Genomic DNA, 15450 nt, shown 5'->3' with positions numbered 1-15450 from the left:
CGCGCGCGCGGGTGTGCCGGCGATGCGACGATCCGCTGCCGATACCGCGCTCGGACGAACCTGCTAGACCTCCGCCCGATGTTTCGCGCGTTACCAGCCCTCTCGAGCGGCGCTGCCCGCGTGGGCAAGTATCGCGTGCTCGGAAAGCTGGGCGAGGGAGGCATGGCCGAGGTCTTCCTCGCCACAGCCGATCACACGCCGGGCTTCCACAAGCTGCTCGTGCTGAAGCTGTTGCGCGAGTCGCTCGCCGAGGACCCGCACGCCGTCACGATGTTCCTCGACGAGGCGCGGCTCGCTGCGCGCCTCAACCATCGCAACGTCGTGCAGACGTACGAGGTCGGTCGCGCGGACACGCGCTACGCGATCGTGATGGAGTACCTCGAGGGCGCGTCGTGGGGCCGCCTGCGGCGGCTCGCGGAGCGCGACGAGCGCAAGCTCCCGCTCGCCGCCGGGCTGCACGTGCTGAGCGAGGCGCTCACCGGGCTCCACTACGCGCACGAGCTGCCCGACTACGACGGCAGCTCGCTCGATCTCGTCCACCGCGACTTCACGCCGAACAACATCTACCTGACGCTCGACGGCCAGGTGAAGGTGCTCGACTTCGGCATCGCGAAGACGCGCGCCAACGTGTCGGAGACGCGCACCGGCGTGTTCAAGGGGACGGTGCGCTACATGGCGCCCGAGGCGCTGCTCGCGGAGCGCGTCGATCGCCGCGCCGACGTGTACATGGCGGGCGCGATGCTCTGGGAAGTGCTCGCGGGACAGCGCATGTGGGCCGGCAAGGAAGACGCCGCGATCATGCACAGCACGGTCGCGGGCGCGGTCCCGCCGCCGTCGCGCTTCGACCCGAAGGTGCCGAGCGTGCTCGAGGCGGTCGCGCTGAAGGCGCTCGAGCGCGAGCCCGCGGCGCGCTTCGCGACCGCGCTCGAGATGCGCGACGCGCTGCGACGCGCGATGGACGAGGCCGGCATCGCGTACGGCACCGACCAGCTCGCGGCGGTGGTCGACGAGCACGCGGGCGAGAGCTGTCGCGGGCTGCGCGAGCAGGTCGCGCGCGAGCTCGCGTCGGGCGACGTCGCGCTCGTCGATCGCACCTCGCCGTCGGTGGCGAGCCTCGAAGCGCCCGCACCGACGACGACCGGCACGGGGTCGATCACGCCGGCGCCCGCGGCCCCGAGCCGCGCACCGCGTGTGATCGCCGCGGTCGCGATCGGCGTCGTCGCGGCGCTCGCGGTGTGGGTGGTCTCGTCTCGCCCGGCGGAGCCCGCGCCGGCAGCGGTGCTGCCGGTCGCGCAGTCGGCGTCGAGCGCGCCGGGCGCGCTGCCCGAGCGCGTCACGGTGCGCATCGCCGTCGAGCCGCTCGACGCGCGCATCGAGATCGACGGTCGCGCGGTCGAGGGCAACCCGGTCGAGCTGCGGACCGAGCGCGACGACGCGAGCCACGTCGTGCGAGCTCGCGCGCCCGGCCACGAGCCCCAGACGATCGAGGTGCGCTTCGATCGCGACGTGCACGCCGCGATGACGCTGACCCGCACGCAGCCGCGCGCTTCGTCGTCGCGGCCCGCGAGCTCGTCGCGCCGTCGCGCCGCGAGCCCTCCTCCGGCCGCGCACGTCGCCGCGTCGGTCGCGAGCGAGCCCGCGCTCCCCGCCGCGCCCGCGACCACGCCCGAGCCGGTGGGCGACGATCACGACTTCGATCGCTCGCTCGCGCGACGCGCTCGCGCGCCGCGTCCGATCGACACGGAGGATCCGTTTGGCGACTGAGCGCGCGCTCGTGCTGGGGGCGCTCGTGATGCTCGGCGGCTGCTCCGCGCTCTTCGATCCCGATCGCGCGCAGTGCGCCAGCGACGACGACTGCAGCGCCGAGGTCACCGGGCAGCCCGGGCTGACGTGCGTGTCGGGCCTGTGCACCGGCCGCGCCGACGATCGGTGGTACTGCGCGGGCCGCCCCGAGCTGCCGAGCCCGGCGGTGCCGATCACGCTCCACCGCGCGTTCGTCGATCTGCAGTCGGGCGCCCCGGTGCAGGTCGAAGTGCGCGTGTGCAACGGCCTCGACGCGACGTGCGCGTCGCCGGCGTTCGGTCCGGTGTCGAGCGACGCGAACGGCCTCGTCACCCTCGAGATCACCAGTGGTTTCGAGGGGTTCCTGCAGGTCACGTCGGAGACGCACCTGCCGAACGTCATCGTGCTCAGCCCCGCCGCGGTCAGCGAGACGACGCCCTCGCCGCAGCCGCAGGTGACGGCCGAGGGCTACGCGCAGCTCGGCGTCGCGGCGGGCACGCCGCCCGATCTCGCGAACGCGGGCCACGCGTTCATCGGCATCTTCGCGTGCCCCGGCGAGTCCGCGGCCGGCGTGAGCTTCGAGGTCGATCGGACCCTCAGCACGACCGCGCGCTACTACCTGCAAGCGGGCGTTCCGTCGCTCTCGCTCGATCGCACCGATCCGTCGGGGCGCGCGGGCTTCGTGAACCTGCCCGAGGGCATCGTCACGCTGATCGCGACCGACAGCGCGACCGGCGAGATGCTCGGACGCGTCCCGTTCCTCACGCGTCGTGGATGGATCACGTCGGTCGGCTTCGGCGGTGACGATGTCTCGCGTTGAACGAGCGTTCCTCGTGCTCGCGTTCGTGCTCGCGGCGCTCGCGCCGCTCTCCGCGCGCGCCGACGAGCCCGACGTCGAGCGAGCACGCGAGCACTTCGAGCGCGGCGTCGCGCTGTACGAAGAGGGCGGGTTCGACGCGGCGCTCGTCGAGTTCCAGCAGGCGTACGAGCTCGCGCCGAGCTACCGCATCCTGTTCAACCTCGGGCAGATCTACTTCCAGCTCCACGACTACGCGGAGGCGCTGCGCACCTTCGAGCGCTACCTCGAAGAGGGCGGCGACGAGATCCCCGCCGAGCGACGGCGCGCGGTCGAGCGCGACGTCGCGACGCTGCGCGAGCGCGTCGGGACGCTGGTGCTCGAAGTGAACGTCGAGGGCGCGACGGTGCTGCTCGACGACGTCGCGATCGGGACGACGCCGCTCGAGCCGCTGGTGATCGACATCGGGCGCCACGTGCTGCGCGTCGACGCCGCGGGATATCGCAGCGACACGCGGCGCATCACGGTCGCATCGCGCGAAGAGGTCGAGCTCTCGATCGTGCTCGAGTCGGGCGCGGGCGCGACGCCGCCGGACGACGCGCGATCCGACGGCGGCTCGGGTCGCGCGGCCGCGCTGTGGGCGCTCGGCGCGACGGCGCTGCTCACCGGCGCGGGCGCGGGGGTCGCGTTCGGGTTCGCATACGACGCCGACACCGATCTCGACGCGGCGCTCGGGACGTTCCCTGCGGACGCGAGCACCGTGGAGTCGGCGCGCGATCAGCTGCGCGCGTCATCGCTCGCGGCAGACATCCTCGGCGGCGTGGCGATCGCGTCGGCGGCCGCGTTCGTCATCGTGCTCGCCGCGACGAGCGACGACGATGGTCGCGAAGCCGAGCAGCCCGAAGCACGGCTCGAGCTGCGCCCCGGCGGCCTCGGGGTGCGCGGCAGGTTCTGATCGGACGAAGGCCCTCTGCGCTCGGACCGACACGCAGAGGGCGCCGCGCGACGATCGAGATCACAGTCGGAACGGAACTGCGAAGCAGGCGTCCTCGGGAATCGCGACGTTCGCGACCGCGCGATAGACCGCCTCGCCGACACCGAGCGTGCGACTGAGCGTGACGTCGGTGACCTCGGGGCTCTCGATGCAGACCTGGACGGTGTCGCGATCTCGTGCAGAAGGTTGCTTTCGCAACCACGTCTTCACGATTCCACCCGCGACTGCCCCTGCCGCCTATCCACGTCGCGAGTCGCTCGCTCCGAGGAGGATCTGCGCGGTGTGGCTCGTCGCGGCCTGGGTGCGGTTCTCCGCGCCGAGGAGCTTCAGGATCGCGCTCACGTGGACGCGTACCGTCGACGCGCTCATCTGCAGCGCGTCCGCGATCTCCTTGTTCGCGAGGCCACGCGCGAGCAGCACGAGCACGTCGGCCTGACGCGGCGTGAGGCGCGCGACCGGCGCGTCGCTCGGCACGGCGCGCGGAGCGCGCGCACGGCTCGGGAGCACGTGCGGCGGCACGTAGAGCTCGCCGCGCAGCACCACGTCGATCGCGGCGCGCAGCGCGGGCGCGGACGAGCTCTTGGGCACGTAGCCGCGCGCGCCGCGCGCGAACGCGGCGTCGATGAACGACGCGTCGTCGCCGCCCGACACGAGGACGATCGGCACGTCGGGCACGACCTCGAGGAAGCGCGCGAGCCCACCGAGCCCATCGGCGTCGGGAAGACCTGGATCGAGCAGCACGAGCCCCAGCGCCGATCCGATCGTGCGCGCCGCGTCGAGGCCCGCGGCGAGCGATGCGCGCTCGTGGCACTGCGCGAACTGGCCCGTGCCCTCCAGCATCATGCGCAGCCCTTCGCGAACCAGTGCGTGGTCCTCTACGAGAAGCGCGTGCATGGGCGCCCGACCTAGCCCACGCGCCTGAGCCGAACAAGACGAAGCGCGTAGTCCATTCGTCGCAGGAGCGCGTAGTCCACTCGTTCGATGGGCGCGCTCCGGTCAGTGTGCGCGCACATGTTCGATCCCACTCTCCGCGAAGAGCGCATCGCGCACGCGTACGCGCAGCTGCCGGGCGCGCTCGCGGGATCGGCGACCGTGACCGCGCTCTTCGCGATCACCGCGTGCGGCACCGGCGGCAGCGTGCACCTCTCGTGGTGGATCGCGCTGCAGGGGCTCGCGATCGCGGCGAACGTCGCGATCCTCGTCGCGTACCGGCGCGGGCGCTTCGAGCCTGATCGCGCGATGTGGGCGCGGCGTGGGGGCACGCTGCTCGTCGGCGTCGGATGGGGCCTCGGCGGGCTCGTGTGGCCGATGCACGCGGAGTTCGGCACCGGCATCGCGATGTCGTTCTGCCTCGCGGGGCTCGCGGCGTCGGCGACGAGCACGCTCGCTGCGGATCCGATCGGCTACGCGATGTTCGCGATCACCGCGCTCGGCCCCGACGTCGCGGCGTCGGCGGGGCCGCGGTGGTGGACGGCAGGGTTGCTCGCGGCGTTCCTCGGCGCGTCGTTCTTCATGGTCTGGCAGAACGCCGTGGTGCTGCGCGCCGCGCTCTCGCTGCGCTTCGAGAACGCGGAGCTGCTCGCGCGCGCGATCGCGGATCGCGAGGCCGCCGACGCGGCGCGCGCCAACGCCGAGTCGGCCGCGCTCGCGAAGACGCGCTTCCTCGCCGCCGCGAGCCACGACCTGCGCCAGCCGCTCCAAGCGCTCTCGCTCTTCGCCGACGTGCTCGCGACCGAGCCGCCGGTGCCCGAGGCGCGACGTCGTGCCGCGACGGACGCGCTCGTGCGCACGGTGCACGCGCTGCGCTCGATGCTCGAAGGGCTGCTCGACCTCTCGCGGCTCGACGCAGGGATCGTCGTCGCGGAGCCTCAGGTCGTGTCGCTCGCGCCGATCGTCGGCGAGGTGATCGCGGCCCTGCACGACGAAGCGGACGCGCGCGGCGTGACGCTGAGCGCGGCGGGCCCCGTGCTCGACGTACACGCCGATCCCGCGCTGCTCGCGCGCGTCGCGCACAACCTCGCGGCGAACGCGGTGCGGCACGGCGGCCGCGGGCGCGTGCTGATCGCGACGCGACGGCGCGGAGATCGCGCGTGGCTCCAGATCTTCGACCAGGGCGCAGGGATCCCGCTCGACGCGCGCGAGCGCATCTTCGAGGAGTTCGTGCAGCTCGGGAACCCGGAGCGCGATCGCACGAAGGGGCTCGGGCTCGGGCTCTCGATGGTGCGGCGCATCTGCGCGCTCGCGGGGTGGTCGCTCTCGCTGCGCAGCGACGTCGGGCGCGGGAGCGTGTTCACCGTCGAGCTTCCGCTCGCGACGAGCGCCCCGACGCGCGAGCCGAGTCGCAGCGTGCCGCCCGCGACGCGCGCCGTGAGGATCCTGCTCGTCGACGACGACGTGCTGGTGCGCCAGGCGCTCGAGGGGTGGCTCGAGCAGTGCGGGTGCGAGGTGCACGTCGTGGGGAGCGCGGAGGAGGCCCTCGACGCGCTGCGCGCAGGGTGCGCGCCCGACGCGGTGGTGAGCGATCTGCGTCTGCCGGGCGCGCTGAGCGGCGTCGATCTCGCGCAGCGGATCGATCGTCCGGTGATCCTGCTGACCGGCGACGTCGACGTGCCCGAGGAGCACCGCGCGGCGGCGGTGCTGCGCAAGCCGGTGAGCGGCGCGACGCTGTGGGCGACGATCGCCGAGACGATCGAGCGACAGCGCGCCGCGTGAGCGCGCTGCCGCTCGACGCGCTCGGTTCAGAGCGCGCAGTCGGACGTCTCGAGGATCAGCAGGCTCGACGACGGAGCCCTCGGCGCGGTCGGACCGTTCGGCCAGCCGCCCGCGCCGGGCGCGCCCGCGACGCCCGCGCTGCCGGTCGACGCGGCGAGACCGAGCACGCTGCTGCGGCACACGAGCTGCGCGATCGACGGGCCCGCCGCACCGCCGCCGCCACCACCGCCCGCGCCGCCGCGCCGGCCGTCACCGCCGCGGCCGCCACCCGCGCTGTCGCGCGCGTCGATCGCGCAGCACCACGACTCGAACGTGCGAGCGCCCGACGCGCCTGCGCCGCCCGCGCCGCCGGCTCCGCCCGCGCCGCCATCGCCGCCGTCGCCGCCGCGACCGCCCTGGCCACTGGCGAACGTGGAGCTCTCCACCACGACGCCCGTCGACGCGACCACGACGAGCCCGAACGAGCCACCGGCCGCCGTGCCGCCGCCGCCCGGCGCACCACCGCAGCCGCCCGCGCCACCACCGCCGCCTCCGCCGCCGAGCGCGCCGCCGCAGACGGTGTCGCAGTCACCGCCTCCGCCGCCCGCGCCGCCGCTGCCACCGCGGCCCGCGCCACCCGCGCTGCCGTTCCCGTGACCGCTCAGCGCCGACCAGAGGCCGCTGCTCACGGCGCCGCTGCGCGTGATCGCCCACGCGCTCGCGCCCAGCGCGCCGTCGCCGCCGCACGACTGTCCACCACCGCCATCGCTCGCCCACGTGCCGGGCACCGGGCAGCTGTACGCGGAGACGCCGCCGCCACCGCCGCCGCAGCCTCCGTCGCCTTGCGGCGCGCCGCCGTTGCCGCCGCTGTACGTGCCGCCGCACGCGCCGCCGGCGTTGTCTCCGCCGCCGCTGCCGCCGTGACCACCGGCGACGCCGCAGCTCGATCCGCCGCCCGCGCCGCCGCCCGGCCGGCTCCCGTTGCTGCCGTTCCCGCCCGATGCGCCGCTCGACCGATCCGCGCCCGAGATGCCGTCGGCGCCGCGCCCCGCATTTGCGATCACGTGACGCAACACGACCCCACCGCTCGAGTCGACGATGCGCACCGCGTACACCGACGCGCCTGCTTGCGGCGGCGCGGCGCTCGAGCCCGCGCGGATCGTGAAGCGCTCGACGATGGTCTCGTTCGTCACGCCGATCGCCGCGAGCGCTTCCACGCGTCCGCCCGCGACGTCGACGTGCTGCTGCTCGATCGTCGTCGTGGTCGATGCGCTGCGCGACCAGCCGCTCGCGCGATCGTAGCCGCCGTGGATCGAGACACCGCTCGCGAGCTGCACGCGCTCGCGGTACGTGCCCGCGCTCACCGCGACGTGACCGATGCCGCGCCCCGCGGCCGCGGTGATGCCCCGCTGGATCGTCGCGTACGGGAACTGGCGCGAGCCGTCGCCCGACGGGTCGCTGCCGTTCGCCGCGACGAAGATCAGATCGCGCAGGTCGCCGTCGATGCCGTCGCAGTTGCGGTCGAGCGACGCGGGGTCGGGCACGTCGGGCGCGCTCGGATGCGCGTCGGGATCGCTCGGCGCGCAGTCGCCCGCGACCGTCGCGAAGCGCGCCCCGAGGTGCGTGGGCTCGACGCACGCGAGGACGCGATCGGCCGCATCGCCGAAGCCGTCCTCGTCGGCGTCGCGATAGAACACGATCTCCGCGCCGTCGCAGCCGCACTCGAGGCGACCGAAGTCGGACGCATCCGCGAACGCCTCGACGAAGCCGGTCGCGCTCGACGGCGGACAGAGCTCGGGCCACTGCGACTCGTCGACGCATCCGGCGACGTTCCGCGTCGCGTCGACGTAGCGCACCGCGGCCCAGCCGACGCTCCCTGCGGTCGGGAACGGGCTCACGTCACAGCGCAGCTCCGTGCCCGCGCCGGCGTGGCACTCCTGGAACTCCAGCGATCCGCGCGCCGGGTCGAACGCGAGCTCGGGCGCGGCGTGCGGCACCGGCTCGTCGCCGACGAGCAGGCACTTGAACTGGCTGTGATGGCCGAAGCCGCGCCACGCGTCCTCGGCGCTCTCCCACGCGCGGATCTGGCAGAGCCCGTGGAGCGGCGGCTCGTCGCTGCCGGGCGCCGGCTCGACCGGCGGGACCGGCACCTCGCACGCACCGCCGCCCTCGCACGTGTGCTCGGCGAAGTCGAAGCCCGGCGCGGGATCACCGCTCGCCGGCGCGGGGTCGAAGCGCGCGTCGCGCTGTCGCGCGCAGTGACGCCAGTGGCTGCCCGCGCCCGCGCCGTACTGCAGCGGCACCAGCGGCCACGCGCCGCCCGCGTCGAGCACCTGCGAGCAGCGGCTGCGCTCGCGGATGACGAGCTGCCCCGGCGTGCCCGGCACGTAGAGGCTGTCGTGCAGCTCGAAGAAGTACGAGAACGCCGACCAGTCCGCGCGCCCCGCGCGATGCGTCGGGTGCGCCTGCAGCAGGTCCTCGGTGCCGTCGTCGTCGTAGTCCGCCTCGACGCTCACGCAGCCCTTCGTCAGGCCGTTCACCTCGGCGGCGCGCAGCGGACGACCGATCTCGCCGTAGCCGTAGATCGGCGCGCGCTCCGTCGCGATCGCGAGCTGCGCGTCGTCGTCGTTGCGATCGGACTCGACCAGCGCGAGCGGTGCGCGCGTCGCAGGACAGTCCTCGCGGCTCGGGCCGTCCTCGCAGAGATGGATCGTGAGCTGCTGTCGATACTCGTTCTGCAGCTGCACGCGATCGACGCGCGGCGCGGGACAGCTCGCCTCCGCGACGGCGCGGATCGCGGGGTCGTCGTGCGAGAGCGCGCGCATCGCGCTCTGCGCGATCCATGCGTCGCCGTCGGCGTCGCAGCGCCGTGCGCGCGCCGCGTCCGCGGCGGGCCAGAACCAACCGCTCTCGGTGTCGCAGACGCACGCGCCGGCGACGTCGGTGAGCGGGTGGATGCCGCGCTCGCCTTCGCCGTCGCAGCGCACCGCGCACGTGACGCAGCGGTCGAGCGCGGTGGAGAACGCCTCGCCCGCGCCGCACGGCATCGGCACGCACTCGCACCGCGCGGGGTCGCGCTCGAGCGGCATCGCCATCTCGTCGTCGCGACACACCTCGCCGCCGCACACGACCTGCATCACGCAGACGCCGTCGCGCTCGACGAAGCCCTCGAGGCACGCGCCGCACGCCGCGTCGTCGCACGCGCGGTGCTCCATCGCGCAGCGGCTCGCGATGCTGCCGGGCGCGGCGGGATCGCAGCTCGGCGGCGGCGTGCACGACGGATTCGCGCACTGCGTGCACGCGCCGCTCGACGCGTCGAGCTCGAAGCCGGGCTCGCACTCCGACAGACAGATCGGCCCGGTGGGCGCGTCCTCGCAGCGACGTCGCACGGGGCACGCATCGGTGCCCACGATCGTCGCGCACGTCTCGGGCTCGGTGCACCCGCCGTCCGCACATGCGTCCTCCGGTGCGCCGGAGTCCGCGGGATCGTCACCTCCGTTTCCGCCGCACCCGACGACGAACAGAGCCATCCCTGCGACGGCGATCGCCGTCGTCCTCACCCACCATCGGTCAAGCATCGTCGCTCCCCCCGAATCGCGTCGCGATCGGTGAATGCGTGCGCGCGCCGTCCCTCGCGCACCGCTGCCCTCGGCGGGCGGACCTTGGCCGCGGAGCGACGGCGCGAGAAAGGTGGACGGATGAGCTAAGCGCTTACGTCCGCGTCGCTCCCGGAGCGGAGACCGTCTGCAGCCGCGACGGGAACTTCTCGTCACGCCGGATCGTGCTCATGAGATGCCGCGAGGCATCGCGACGCTGCGTGCGATTGCGCGCCGGGGGGGAGCACGGATGGATCTCGTGTGCGGAGGTTGCGGCGCGGAGGGGCGCACCGCGGGGGATCGCTGCGATCGCTGCGAGCCGTGTTGGTACGCCGTGCTCGACGGCATGCTGATCGGACCGATCACGCGCGACGAGCTCGGAAGCGCGCTGCGCGCAAATCCCGGCAGCGCCGATGCGCCGGTCTGGCGCGAGGGGATCGACGCGTGGGCGCCCGCGCGCGAGATCCCGGACGTCGTCGACGCGATCCGCGCGGCGAGCGCCTCGGCTCGACCGCGCGTGCGTGCTGCGACGATCCCGCCGCCCGCGCCGATCCCGGATCTCGCGCGGCACGACGAGCTCACCGGATCGGGCCGCGTCGATCTCGCGGCGCTGCTCGCGACGTCGCGCGCGCTTGCGCCCGCGCGGGTCCCCGCGCCGAGGACGAACGAGTCGACCATCCCGCCCGCGGAGGTGCCGGCCCACGTCGCGCGCCCGCGGGGCGGGTCGTTCGCGCGCGGGGCGCTGATCGGCGCTTGTCTCGCAGCCGTGATCGCGATCGCGCCGACGTTCGCGTCGATCGCCGGTGAGCCGGAGCCCGCCCCGGTGCTCGTCGCGAGCGCGCCGCTCGAGCCCGGGCCGATGTTCGTCCAGCCCGCAGCGGCGGCGCCCACGGCGATCGTCGTGCCCGCCGTCGCCGAGATCGCGGCACCGAGCGCGGTCGAGCTCGACGAGGCCGAGGGCGCGCCTGAGATCGTCGCCGCGCCGCCTCCGGTGCGCGTCGCGACCTCGCCCGCGCCGGCGATGCGTGGCGATGAAGCGCCCGCGCCCGAGATCGTCGCGGAGGCGCCCGCCGCGCCCGAGGTCGTCGAGGTGACGACGCCCAGCGAGATCGTCGCGCCGCCGGAGACGAGCGAGGCGCCGGTCGCGACCATCGACGCGCTGATCGAGGCCGCGGTGGGCGCTCCGTCCGACGTCGAGGCAGCCGACGCGCCTGCCGCGCCCGCGCCCGACGCGCTGCCCGTGACGCCGGATCGCGAGGACGTCGATCACGCCCTCACGCGCGCGCACACGGCGGTCGCCGCGTGCGGCGAGCACGGCCACGGGCTCGCGATGGTGCGCATCACCGCGCGAGGCGACACCGGCCGCGTCACCAGCGCCGTCGTCGAGGGGCCGCTCGCGGGCACGGCCGCGGGCTCGTGCGTCGCGCGCGCGGTGCGCAGCGTCACCTTCACGCGCTTCGCGCGCGAGAGCTTCACGATCGAGTACCCGTTCCGGATCTGAGCGATCAGTGGATCTCGCCGCGGCAGCACATCGGCGGCTCGGGCGCGTTCACCGCGTCGTTGAGGCGCGGCAGATCCTCGAGCCGCACGAACGTGAACCCCGCGGCGCGCACGCGCTCGAGCAGCTCGGGCAGCACGGCAGCGGTATACGGCATCACGTCGTGGAGGAGGACGATGCCGCCGTCCTCCTGCTCGAGGCGCGCGAGGAGGAACCCGACCATGTCGTCGAGGTACTCCGGCGGGATCCACGTCGCGCGGCTCGCCTCGCAGCGACCTTCCTCGTCGTAACACCAGTCGGCTACGTCGATGTCGAACCCCGCGACCGCCATCCCATACGCCTCGGGCGCGCGCGTCTCTCGGCAATTCGCGGAGCCGTACGGGAAGCGGAAATAGCGCGGGAAATAACAAGGATCGCCGAGCGCCTCGCGGATCGCCTGGTTCGTCTCGTGGACTTCCGACTCGAGCTCTTCGGCGCTGAGCATCAGAGAGTCGGGGTGCGAGTACGAGTGATTCGCGACGTGGAAGAGCGGGTCCGCGTGGATCTCGCGCAGGAGCTCGCGCTGTCGCGCGTCCTCGAGCATGCGGCCGACGACGAAGAAGGTCGCGGGCACGTTCGCGGCGCGCAGCGCTTCGAGGATCGCGGGCGTGGTGCGCGACGACGGACCGTCGTCGAACGTGATCGCGACGCGGCGTCCGTCGAGGTCGTCCATCACCTCGAGACCGCTGCACCACGATCGCGCGGGCGGTGGCTGGTGGAGCCAGGTCTCGCAGAGATCTTCGTCGGTCGAGCCGACGCTTCCGTCGATCACATCGCCCGCGCTTGGATCCGAGCCCAGGCACGCACCGAGCATCGCCGAGAGCACCGCTGCCGCCGTTCGGGCCGGCCATTCCATGACGCTCGCTCATGGGCGCCGTCATCGCCGCGGACAACCACCACGGGACGATCGCGCGCCGCGCGGTGAGCACGAGAGTCCCCATCGCGCGGGACGCGCGCTGCGCCCCGAGAGCGAGCTGCGCTCCGGCCCGCGCGCCCACGAAATCGCGGCGATTTCGATGCTCCGCTCGAGGCATGCATGTTGCCAATCGAGCGACACGAGCACTCGACGAGCCGACGACGATCCGCGTCGCGCCTCTGCCGACCTCACGAGGGCCAGAGCATGACCACTCACCGGAGCTCCTTCGAAGCGACGCCGAGGGCGTCGCTCGCCGTCCTGATCGCCGCGCTCGTCGCGGCGGGATGTGCGAGCCCCACCTCGGATCTCGACTCGGACTTCTGGGCACTGTCACGCGAGTACGCGCAGCTGCGCGCGGCGGTGGAGCGCGGGAGCACGACCGCGGACGACTTCCCAGCGATCTTCGACGCGCGCGTCTGGGACATGGACCCGCGCGTCGGCGATGCGATCGAGGGCACGGAGCTCACGTTCGACGGAGGGCGCCGGCAGGGGATCCTCCAGCTCTTCGTCTTCAATACGCTCAACCTGGAGGCGTTCCTCGATCAGCAGGAAGCGCAGGTGCAGAGCGAGGTCTTCGACGTCTCGGGCGGTGTCGCGACGCTGACGCGGACGGCGCCGCGCGCACGCTTCACGCAGACCGCGCGGCTCGTCGGGGGCGAGGTCGTGTACACCGGCACGATCGTGCTCGACGGCGTGACGATCGTCTCGTTCGTGCAGAACCTGACGACGACGTCGTTCGACGGCGAGTACCGCACTCCGGCGGATCGCGACACGCGGCATCGGATGATCGCGGTCCCGCTGCAGGACGGCAATCGCATCGAGGGCAGTGCGTACGATCTCCTGAACGACGGGCGCGCGAATTACACGCACATCGGCTTGTTCGGCACGGTGCGCGAGCCGCTGCGACTGCTCGAGTTCGAGCAGGTCGATCGGGCGTTCGATCAGACCTCGCGCGACCTCGCACAGAAGGTGGCGGCGGCGGTGGCGGCAGCGGGCGGTGAGGTCGCGGGCGGCGGAGACGACGGCGCGGGCGGAGACGACGGCGCGGGTGGAGATGACGGCGCGGGCGGAGACGACGGTGGGGGTGGCGACGACGGTGCAGGCGGAGACGACGGCGCGGGTGGAGACGATGGCGCGGGTGGAGACGACGGTGGTGGCGATGTCGGTGCGGGAGAGCTCCCGCCGCTCCTCGATCTGCGCTTCTTCCAGCTCGACATGGCGCGCGTCGGGAGTCCCGGGAATTCCGGTGCGATCTTCGGCGTCGTGAACGCCGTCGCGCGGAATGCGATCGACGATCTCCAGCGCTTCGTCGACGTGACGGTCCCGACGTTCGAGACCGACGCGCGCGGTCGTCGCGTCGAGGTCCGTCGCACGACGCTCGGCGGCGTGTCGTTCGAGTCGCGACAGACGTTCGCGAACGGCGTGCAGGAAGCGGTCGTGCTCGTCGCCGGCTCGAAGCGACTGCAGTTCGTCCTCGACCACACGAGCGGCGCGTTCCGCGGCGTGATCATCGCGCCTTCGTTCGATCGCAGCGCGCCGATCTCCGCGTTCGTGACACCCAACGGCGACGGAACGTCGAATCACCTGATCATCGAAGATCTCGCGAACAATCTGACCAACGACTACCGCGGTGAGATCCGCGTCGACGCTCGCACGCTCACGCCGCAGCGATTCGTGTTCTTCCAGCAGTTCAATGGTGGGCTCGCGGCACAGCCGGAGTCCGCTGCGCTCGTGAGAGAGCTCGGATTCGCCGGAGTCGTACGCGGATTCTGATGCTCGCAGTCACGTCCAGCGCGCGGCGTGGTGCCCGCGCGCGCGCGCTGCGACGTGGCGACGGACGAGATCGAACGAGTAGCTCGTGACCGTCTCGAGCGTCGGGAACGAGAGCAGCTCTCCCGCGTAGAAGGTCCGATTGACGCCCTGGAGCGACTCGAGACGCGCGTAGAAGCCCTCCTCGATCGCCGCACCGTCGACGTGCGGGAAGTATCGCCACGCACGCACGTCGTGGATCTCGTGCGTGCGACCCCCGAGCCGCCGCACCGCGTCCTCCACGCGCTTCGCCGTCCGATCGAGCGACGGCGAGCCATCCTCGATCACGTAGAACGTCTCGACGTCCCGATCGGGCCAGCGCCGATACCAGAACACCGGCTCACCCGCGCCGGATCGGTGCATGTTCGGCACGCAGAACGTGAACGGACGCGCGGGGAGCCCGCTGACGCTCGCGGCGACGACGCGGAAGTCGATCGTGCGGATGCGCTGGAAGAGCGCGCGCTCTTCGTCCGTCGCGTCGAGGAACGCCAGCGCGTCGTCGAGCGGGCACGCGAGCACCACCCGATCGAGCTCGACGCGGCCTGCGGACGTCTCGAGCATCACGCCGTCGTCGCCTCGCACGATGCGGCGGACCTCGGTACCGGTCCGCACGTCGTCGAGCTCGCGCGCGACGCGCGCGCACAGCCCGCGCACGCCGACGCCCGGCAGCTGCGCGAACGGGAAGCCCCACACCGTCATGTACTTGAGCACGTACGCGGCGGGCATCTCTTCGAGATACCCGTAGCCGAACCCCGTGAACCACGGCCGCACGATGTCCGCGAGCTCGCGATAGCCGCGGTGCTCGGCCCACGTCTCGAACGGCACGTGGAGGTCGTCCGCGAGGTGCGCGAAGCCGGGACGCCAGAGCGCGCGAGCCCGGAGCATCTCGGCGAGACAGCGCGCGCTCTCCGCGCCGAACGACACGAAGTGTCGGTCCATCCCGGGCGGGATCACGTAGCTCTGGATCGCGCCGTTCGGCGAGACGTACGCGATCGACGCGACGGGGCTCCAGCTCGTGCTCGTCGCGTGCATCAGGCGACGGACGTGGGTGTAGAGCGGCGAGATGATCGCAGCGCCGAGCTCGTAGTCGCGGTCGGCGATGCGGACGGTGCAGCACTTGCCGCCGACGTCGGCCTCGCGCTCGAAGACGATCACACGCGCGGCACCGGAGGCGCGGAGCGCACGCGCGGCGGTGAGCCCCGCGATCCCGCCGCCCACGATCCCGATGCGCTCTCCCGTGCTCGGCAACGCGCGCGATCGCTCGAGCCGCTTCTCTCGAACCATGAGCATCGAACGCCGGCGACCCTCGAGACTCGACACCTGGTCACG

At 73.2% G+C, this 15450-nt stretch carries 11 protein-coding genes; 6 read left to right on the top strand and 5 right to left on the bottom strand.

The window, feature by feature from the left end; all coding sequences use genetic code 11:
• Window positions 1–78 precede the first annotated feature (78 nt).
• Genes DB32_RS07245 through DB32_RS07235 form a run of 3 tightly spaced genes read left to right on the top strand, consistent with a single transcriptional unit; the run spans window position 79 to window position 3533 of the window.
• Window positions 79–1764, top strand: coding sequence for a serine/threonine-protein kinase (locus DB32_RS07245; RefSeq protein WP_157068807.1), 1686 nt, complete (start codon window positions 79–81; stop codon window positions 1762–1764).
• The gene (locus DB32_RS07240) at window positions 1754–2602 is read left to right on the top strand and encodes a hypothetical protein (protein ID WP_053231685.1); all 849 of its coding nucleotides are present in this window, start codon (window positions 1754–1756) and stop codon (window positions 2600–2602) included. The genes DB32_RS07245 and DB32_RS07240 overlap by 11 nt, the downstream gene beginning before the upstream one ends.
• Window positions 2589–3533, top strand: coding sequence for a PEGA domain-containing protein (locus DB32_RS07235; protein ID WP_157068806.1), 945 nt, complete (start codon window positions 2589–2591; stop codon window positions 3531–3533). Before DB32_RS07240 ends, DB32_RS07235 begins: the two co-directional genes overlap by 14 nt.
• A gap of 60 nt (window positions 3534–3593) precedes the next feature.
• Here the strand turns inward: DB32_RS07235 and DB32_RS07230 are convergent, their stop codons facing one another.
• The gene (locus DB32_RS07230; RefSeq protein ID WP_053231683.1) at window positions 3594–3782 is read right to left on the bottom strand and encodes a hypothetical protein; all 189 of its coding nucleotides are present in this window, start codon (window positions 3780–3782) and stop codon (window positions 3594–3596) included.
• Window positions 3783–3809: 27 nt separating this feature from the next.
• Complete coding sequence (locus DB32_RS07225) at window positions 3810–4466, bottom strand: LuxR C-terminal-related transcriptional regulator (RefSeq protein ID WP_075097473.1); 657 nt, start codon at window positions 4464–4466, stop codon at window positions 3810–3812.
• 117 nt (window positions 4467–4583) lie between these two features.
• Between DB32_RS07225 and DB32_RS07220 the strand changes: the two genes are divergently transcribed.
• Window positions 4584–6284 (top strand): hybrid sensor histidine kinase/response regulator, encoded by a 1701-nt coding sequence (locus DB32_RS07220; protein WP_053231681.1) that lies wholly within the window; start codon window positions 4584–4586, stop codon window positions 6282–6284.
• 26 nt (window positions 6285–6310) lie between these two features.
• On the opposite strand, the gene DB32_RS46485 is transcribed toward DB32_RS07220, so the two are convergent.
• Window positions 6311–9793, bottom strand: a complete 3483-nt coding sequence (locus DB32_RS46485; RefSeq protein ID WP_053231680.1) for a hypothetical protein — start codon at window positions 9791–9793, stop codon at window positions 6311–6313.
• A 316-nt stretch (window positions 9794–10109) separates the two neighbouring features.
• On the opposite strand from DB32_RS46485, the gene DB32_RS07210 reads away from it, so the two are divergent.
• Window positions 10110–11360, top strand: a complete 1251-nt coding sequence (locus tag DB32_RS07210) for a GYF domain-containing protein (protein ID WP_053231679.1) — start codon at window positions 10110–10112, stop codon at window positions 11358–11360.
• 4 nt (window positions 11361–11364) lie between these two features.
• Here DB32_RS07210 and DB32_RS07205 read toward each other — a convergent pair whose 3' ends face one another.
• Window positions 11365–12252: a polysaccharide deacetylase family protein gene (locus DB32_RS07205; protein WP_083457207.1), complete on the bottom strand. Its 888-nt coding sequence runs from the start codon at window positions 12250–12252 to the stop codon at window positions 11365–11367.
• A 264-nt stretch (window positions 12253–12516) separates the two neighbouring features.
• Between DB32_RS07205 and DB32_RS49035 the strand changes: the two genes are divergently transcribed.
• Window positions 12517–14085, top strand: coding sequence for a hypothetical protein (locus DB32_RS49035; protein ID WP_053231677.1), 1569 nt, complete (start codon window positions 12517–12519; stop codon window positions 14083–14085).
• A gap of 9 nt (window positions 14086–14094) precedes the next feature.
• On the opposite strand, the gene DB32_RS07195 is transcribed toward DB32_RS49035, so the two are convergent.
• The gene (locus DB32_RS07195) at window positions 14095–15411 is read right to left on the bottom strand and encodes an FAD-dependent oxidoreductase (RefSeq protein WP_083457206.1); all 1317 of its coding nucleotides are present in this window, start codon (window positions 15409–15411) and stop codon (window positions 14095–14097) included.
• Window positions 15412–15450: the final 39 nt, after the last annotated feature.

Origin of the sequence: Sandaracinus amylolyticus, from assembly GCF_000737325.1 — a bacterium.
Classification (GTDB): domain Bacteria; phylum Myxococcota_A; class Polyangia; order Polyangiales; family Sandaracinaceae; genus Sandaracinus; species Sandaracinus amylolyticus.
The sequence above is the reverse complement of the archived record's forward strand: the minus strand, read 5'-3'. Positions and strand labels throughout refer to the sequence as shown.

What these genes read in the sequence shown, in the direction of transcription:
- DB32_RS07245 (WP_157068807.1), top strand. Translation starts at nt 79, where the DNA reads ATGTTTCGCGCGTTACCAGCCCTCTCGAGCGGCGCTGCCCGCGTGGGC.
- DB32_RS07235 (WP_157068806.1), top strand. Translation starts at nt 2,589, where the DNA reads ATGTCTCGCGTTGAACGAGCGTTCCTCGTGCTCGCGTTCGTGCTCGCG.
- DB32_RS07225 (WP_075097473.1), bottom strand. Translation starts at nt 4,466, where the DNA reads ATGCACGCGCTTCTCGTAGAGGACCACGCACTGGTTCGCGAAGGGCTG.
- DB32_RS07220 (WP_053231681.1), top strand. Translation starts at nt 4,584, where the DNA reads ATGTTCGATCCCACTCTCCGCGAAGAGCGCATCGCGCACGCGTACGCG.
- DB32_RS46485 (WP_053231680.1), bottom strand. Translation starts at nt 9,793, where the DNA reads ATGGCTCTGTTCGTCGTCGGGTGCGGCGGAAACGGAGGTGACGATCCC.
- DB32_RS07210 (WP_053231679.1), top strand. Translation starts at nt 10,110, where the DNA reads ATGGATCTCGTGTGCGGAGGTTGCGGCGCGGAGGGGCGCACCGCGGGG.
- DB32_RS07205 (WP_083457207.1), bottom strand. Translation starts at nt 12,252, where the DNA reads ATGGAATGGCCGGCCCGAACGGCGGCAGCGGTGCTCTCGGCGATGCTC.
- DB32_RS49035 (WP_053231677.1), top strand. Translation starts at nt 12,517, where the DNA reads ATGACCACTCACCGGAGCTCCTTCGAAGCGACGCCGAGGGCGTCGCTC.
- DB32_RS07195 (WP_083457206.1), bottom strand. Translation starts at nt 15,411, where the DNA reads ATGCTCATGGTTCGAGAGAAGCGGCTCGAGCGATCGCGCGCGTTGCCG.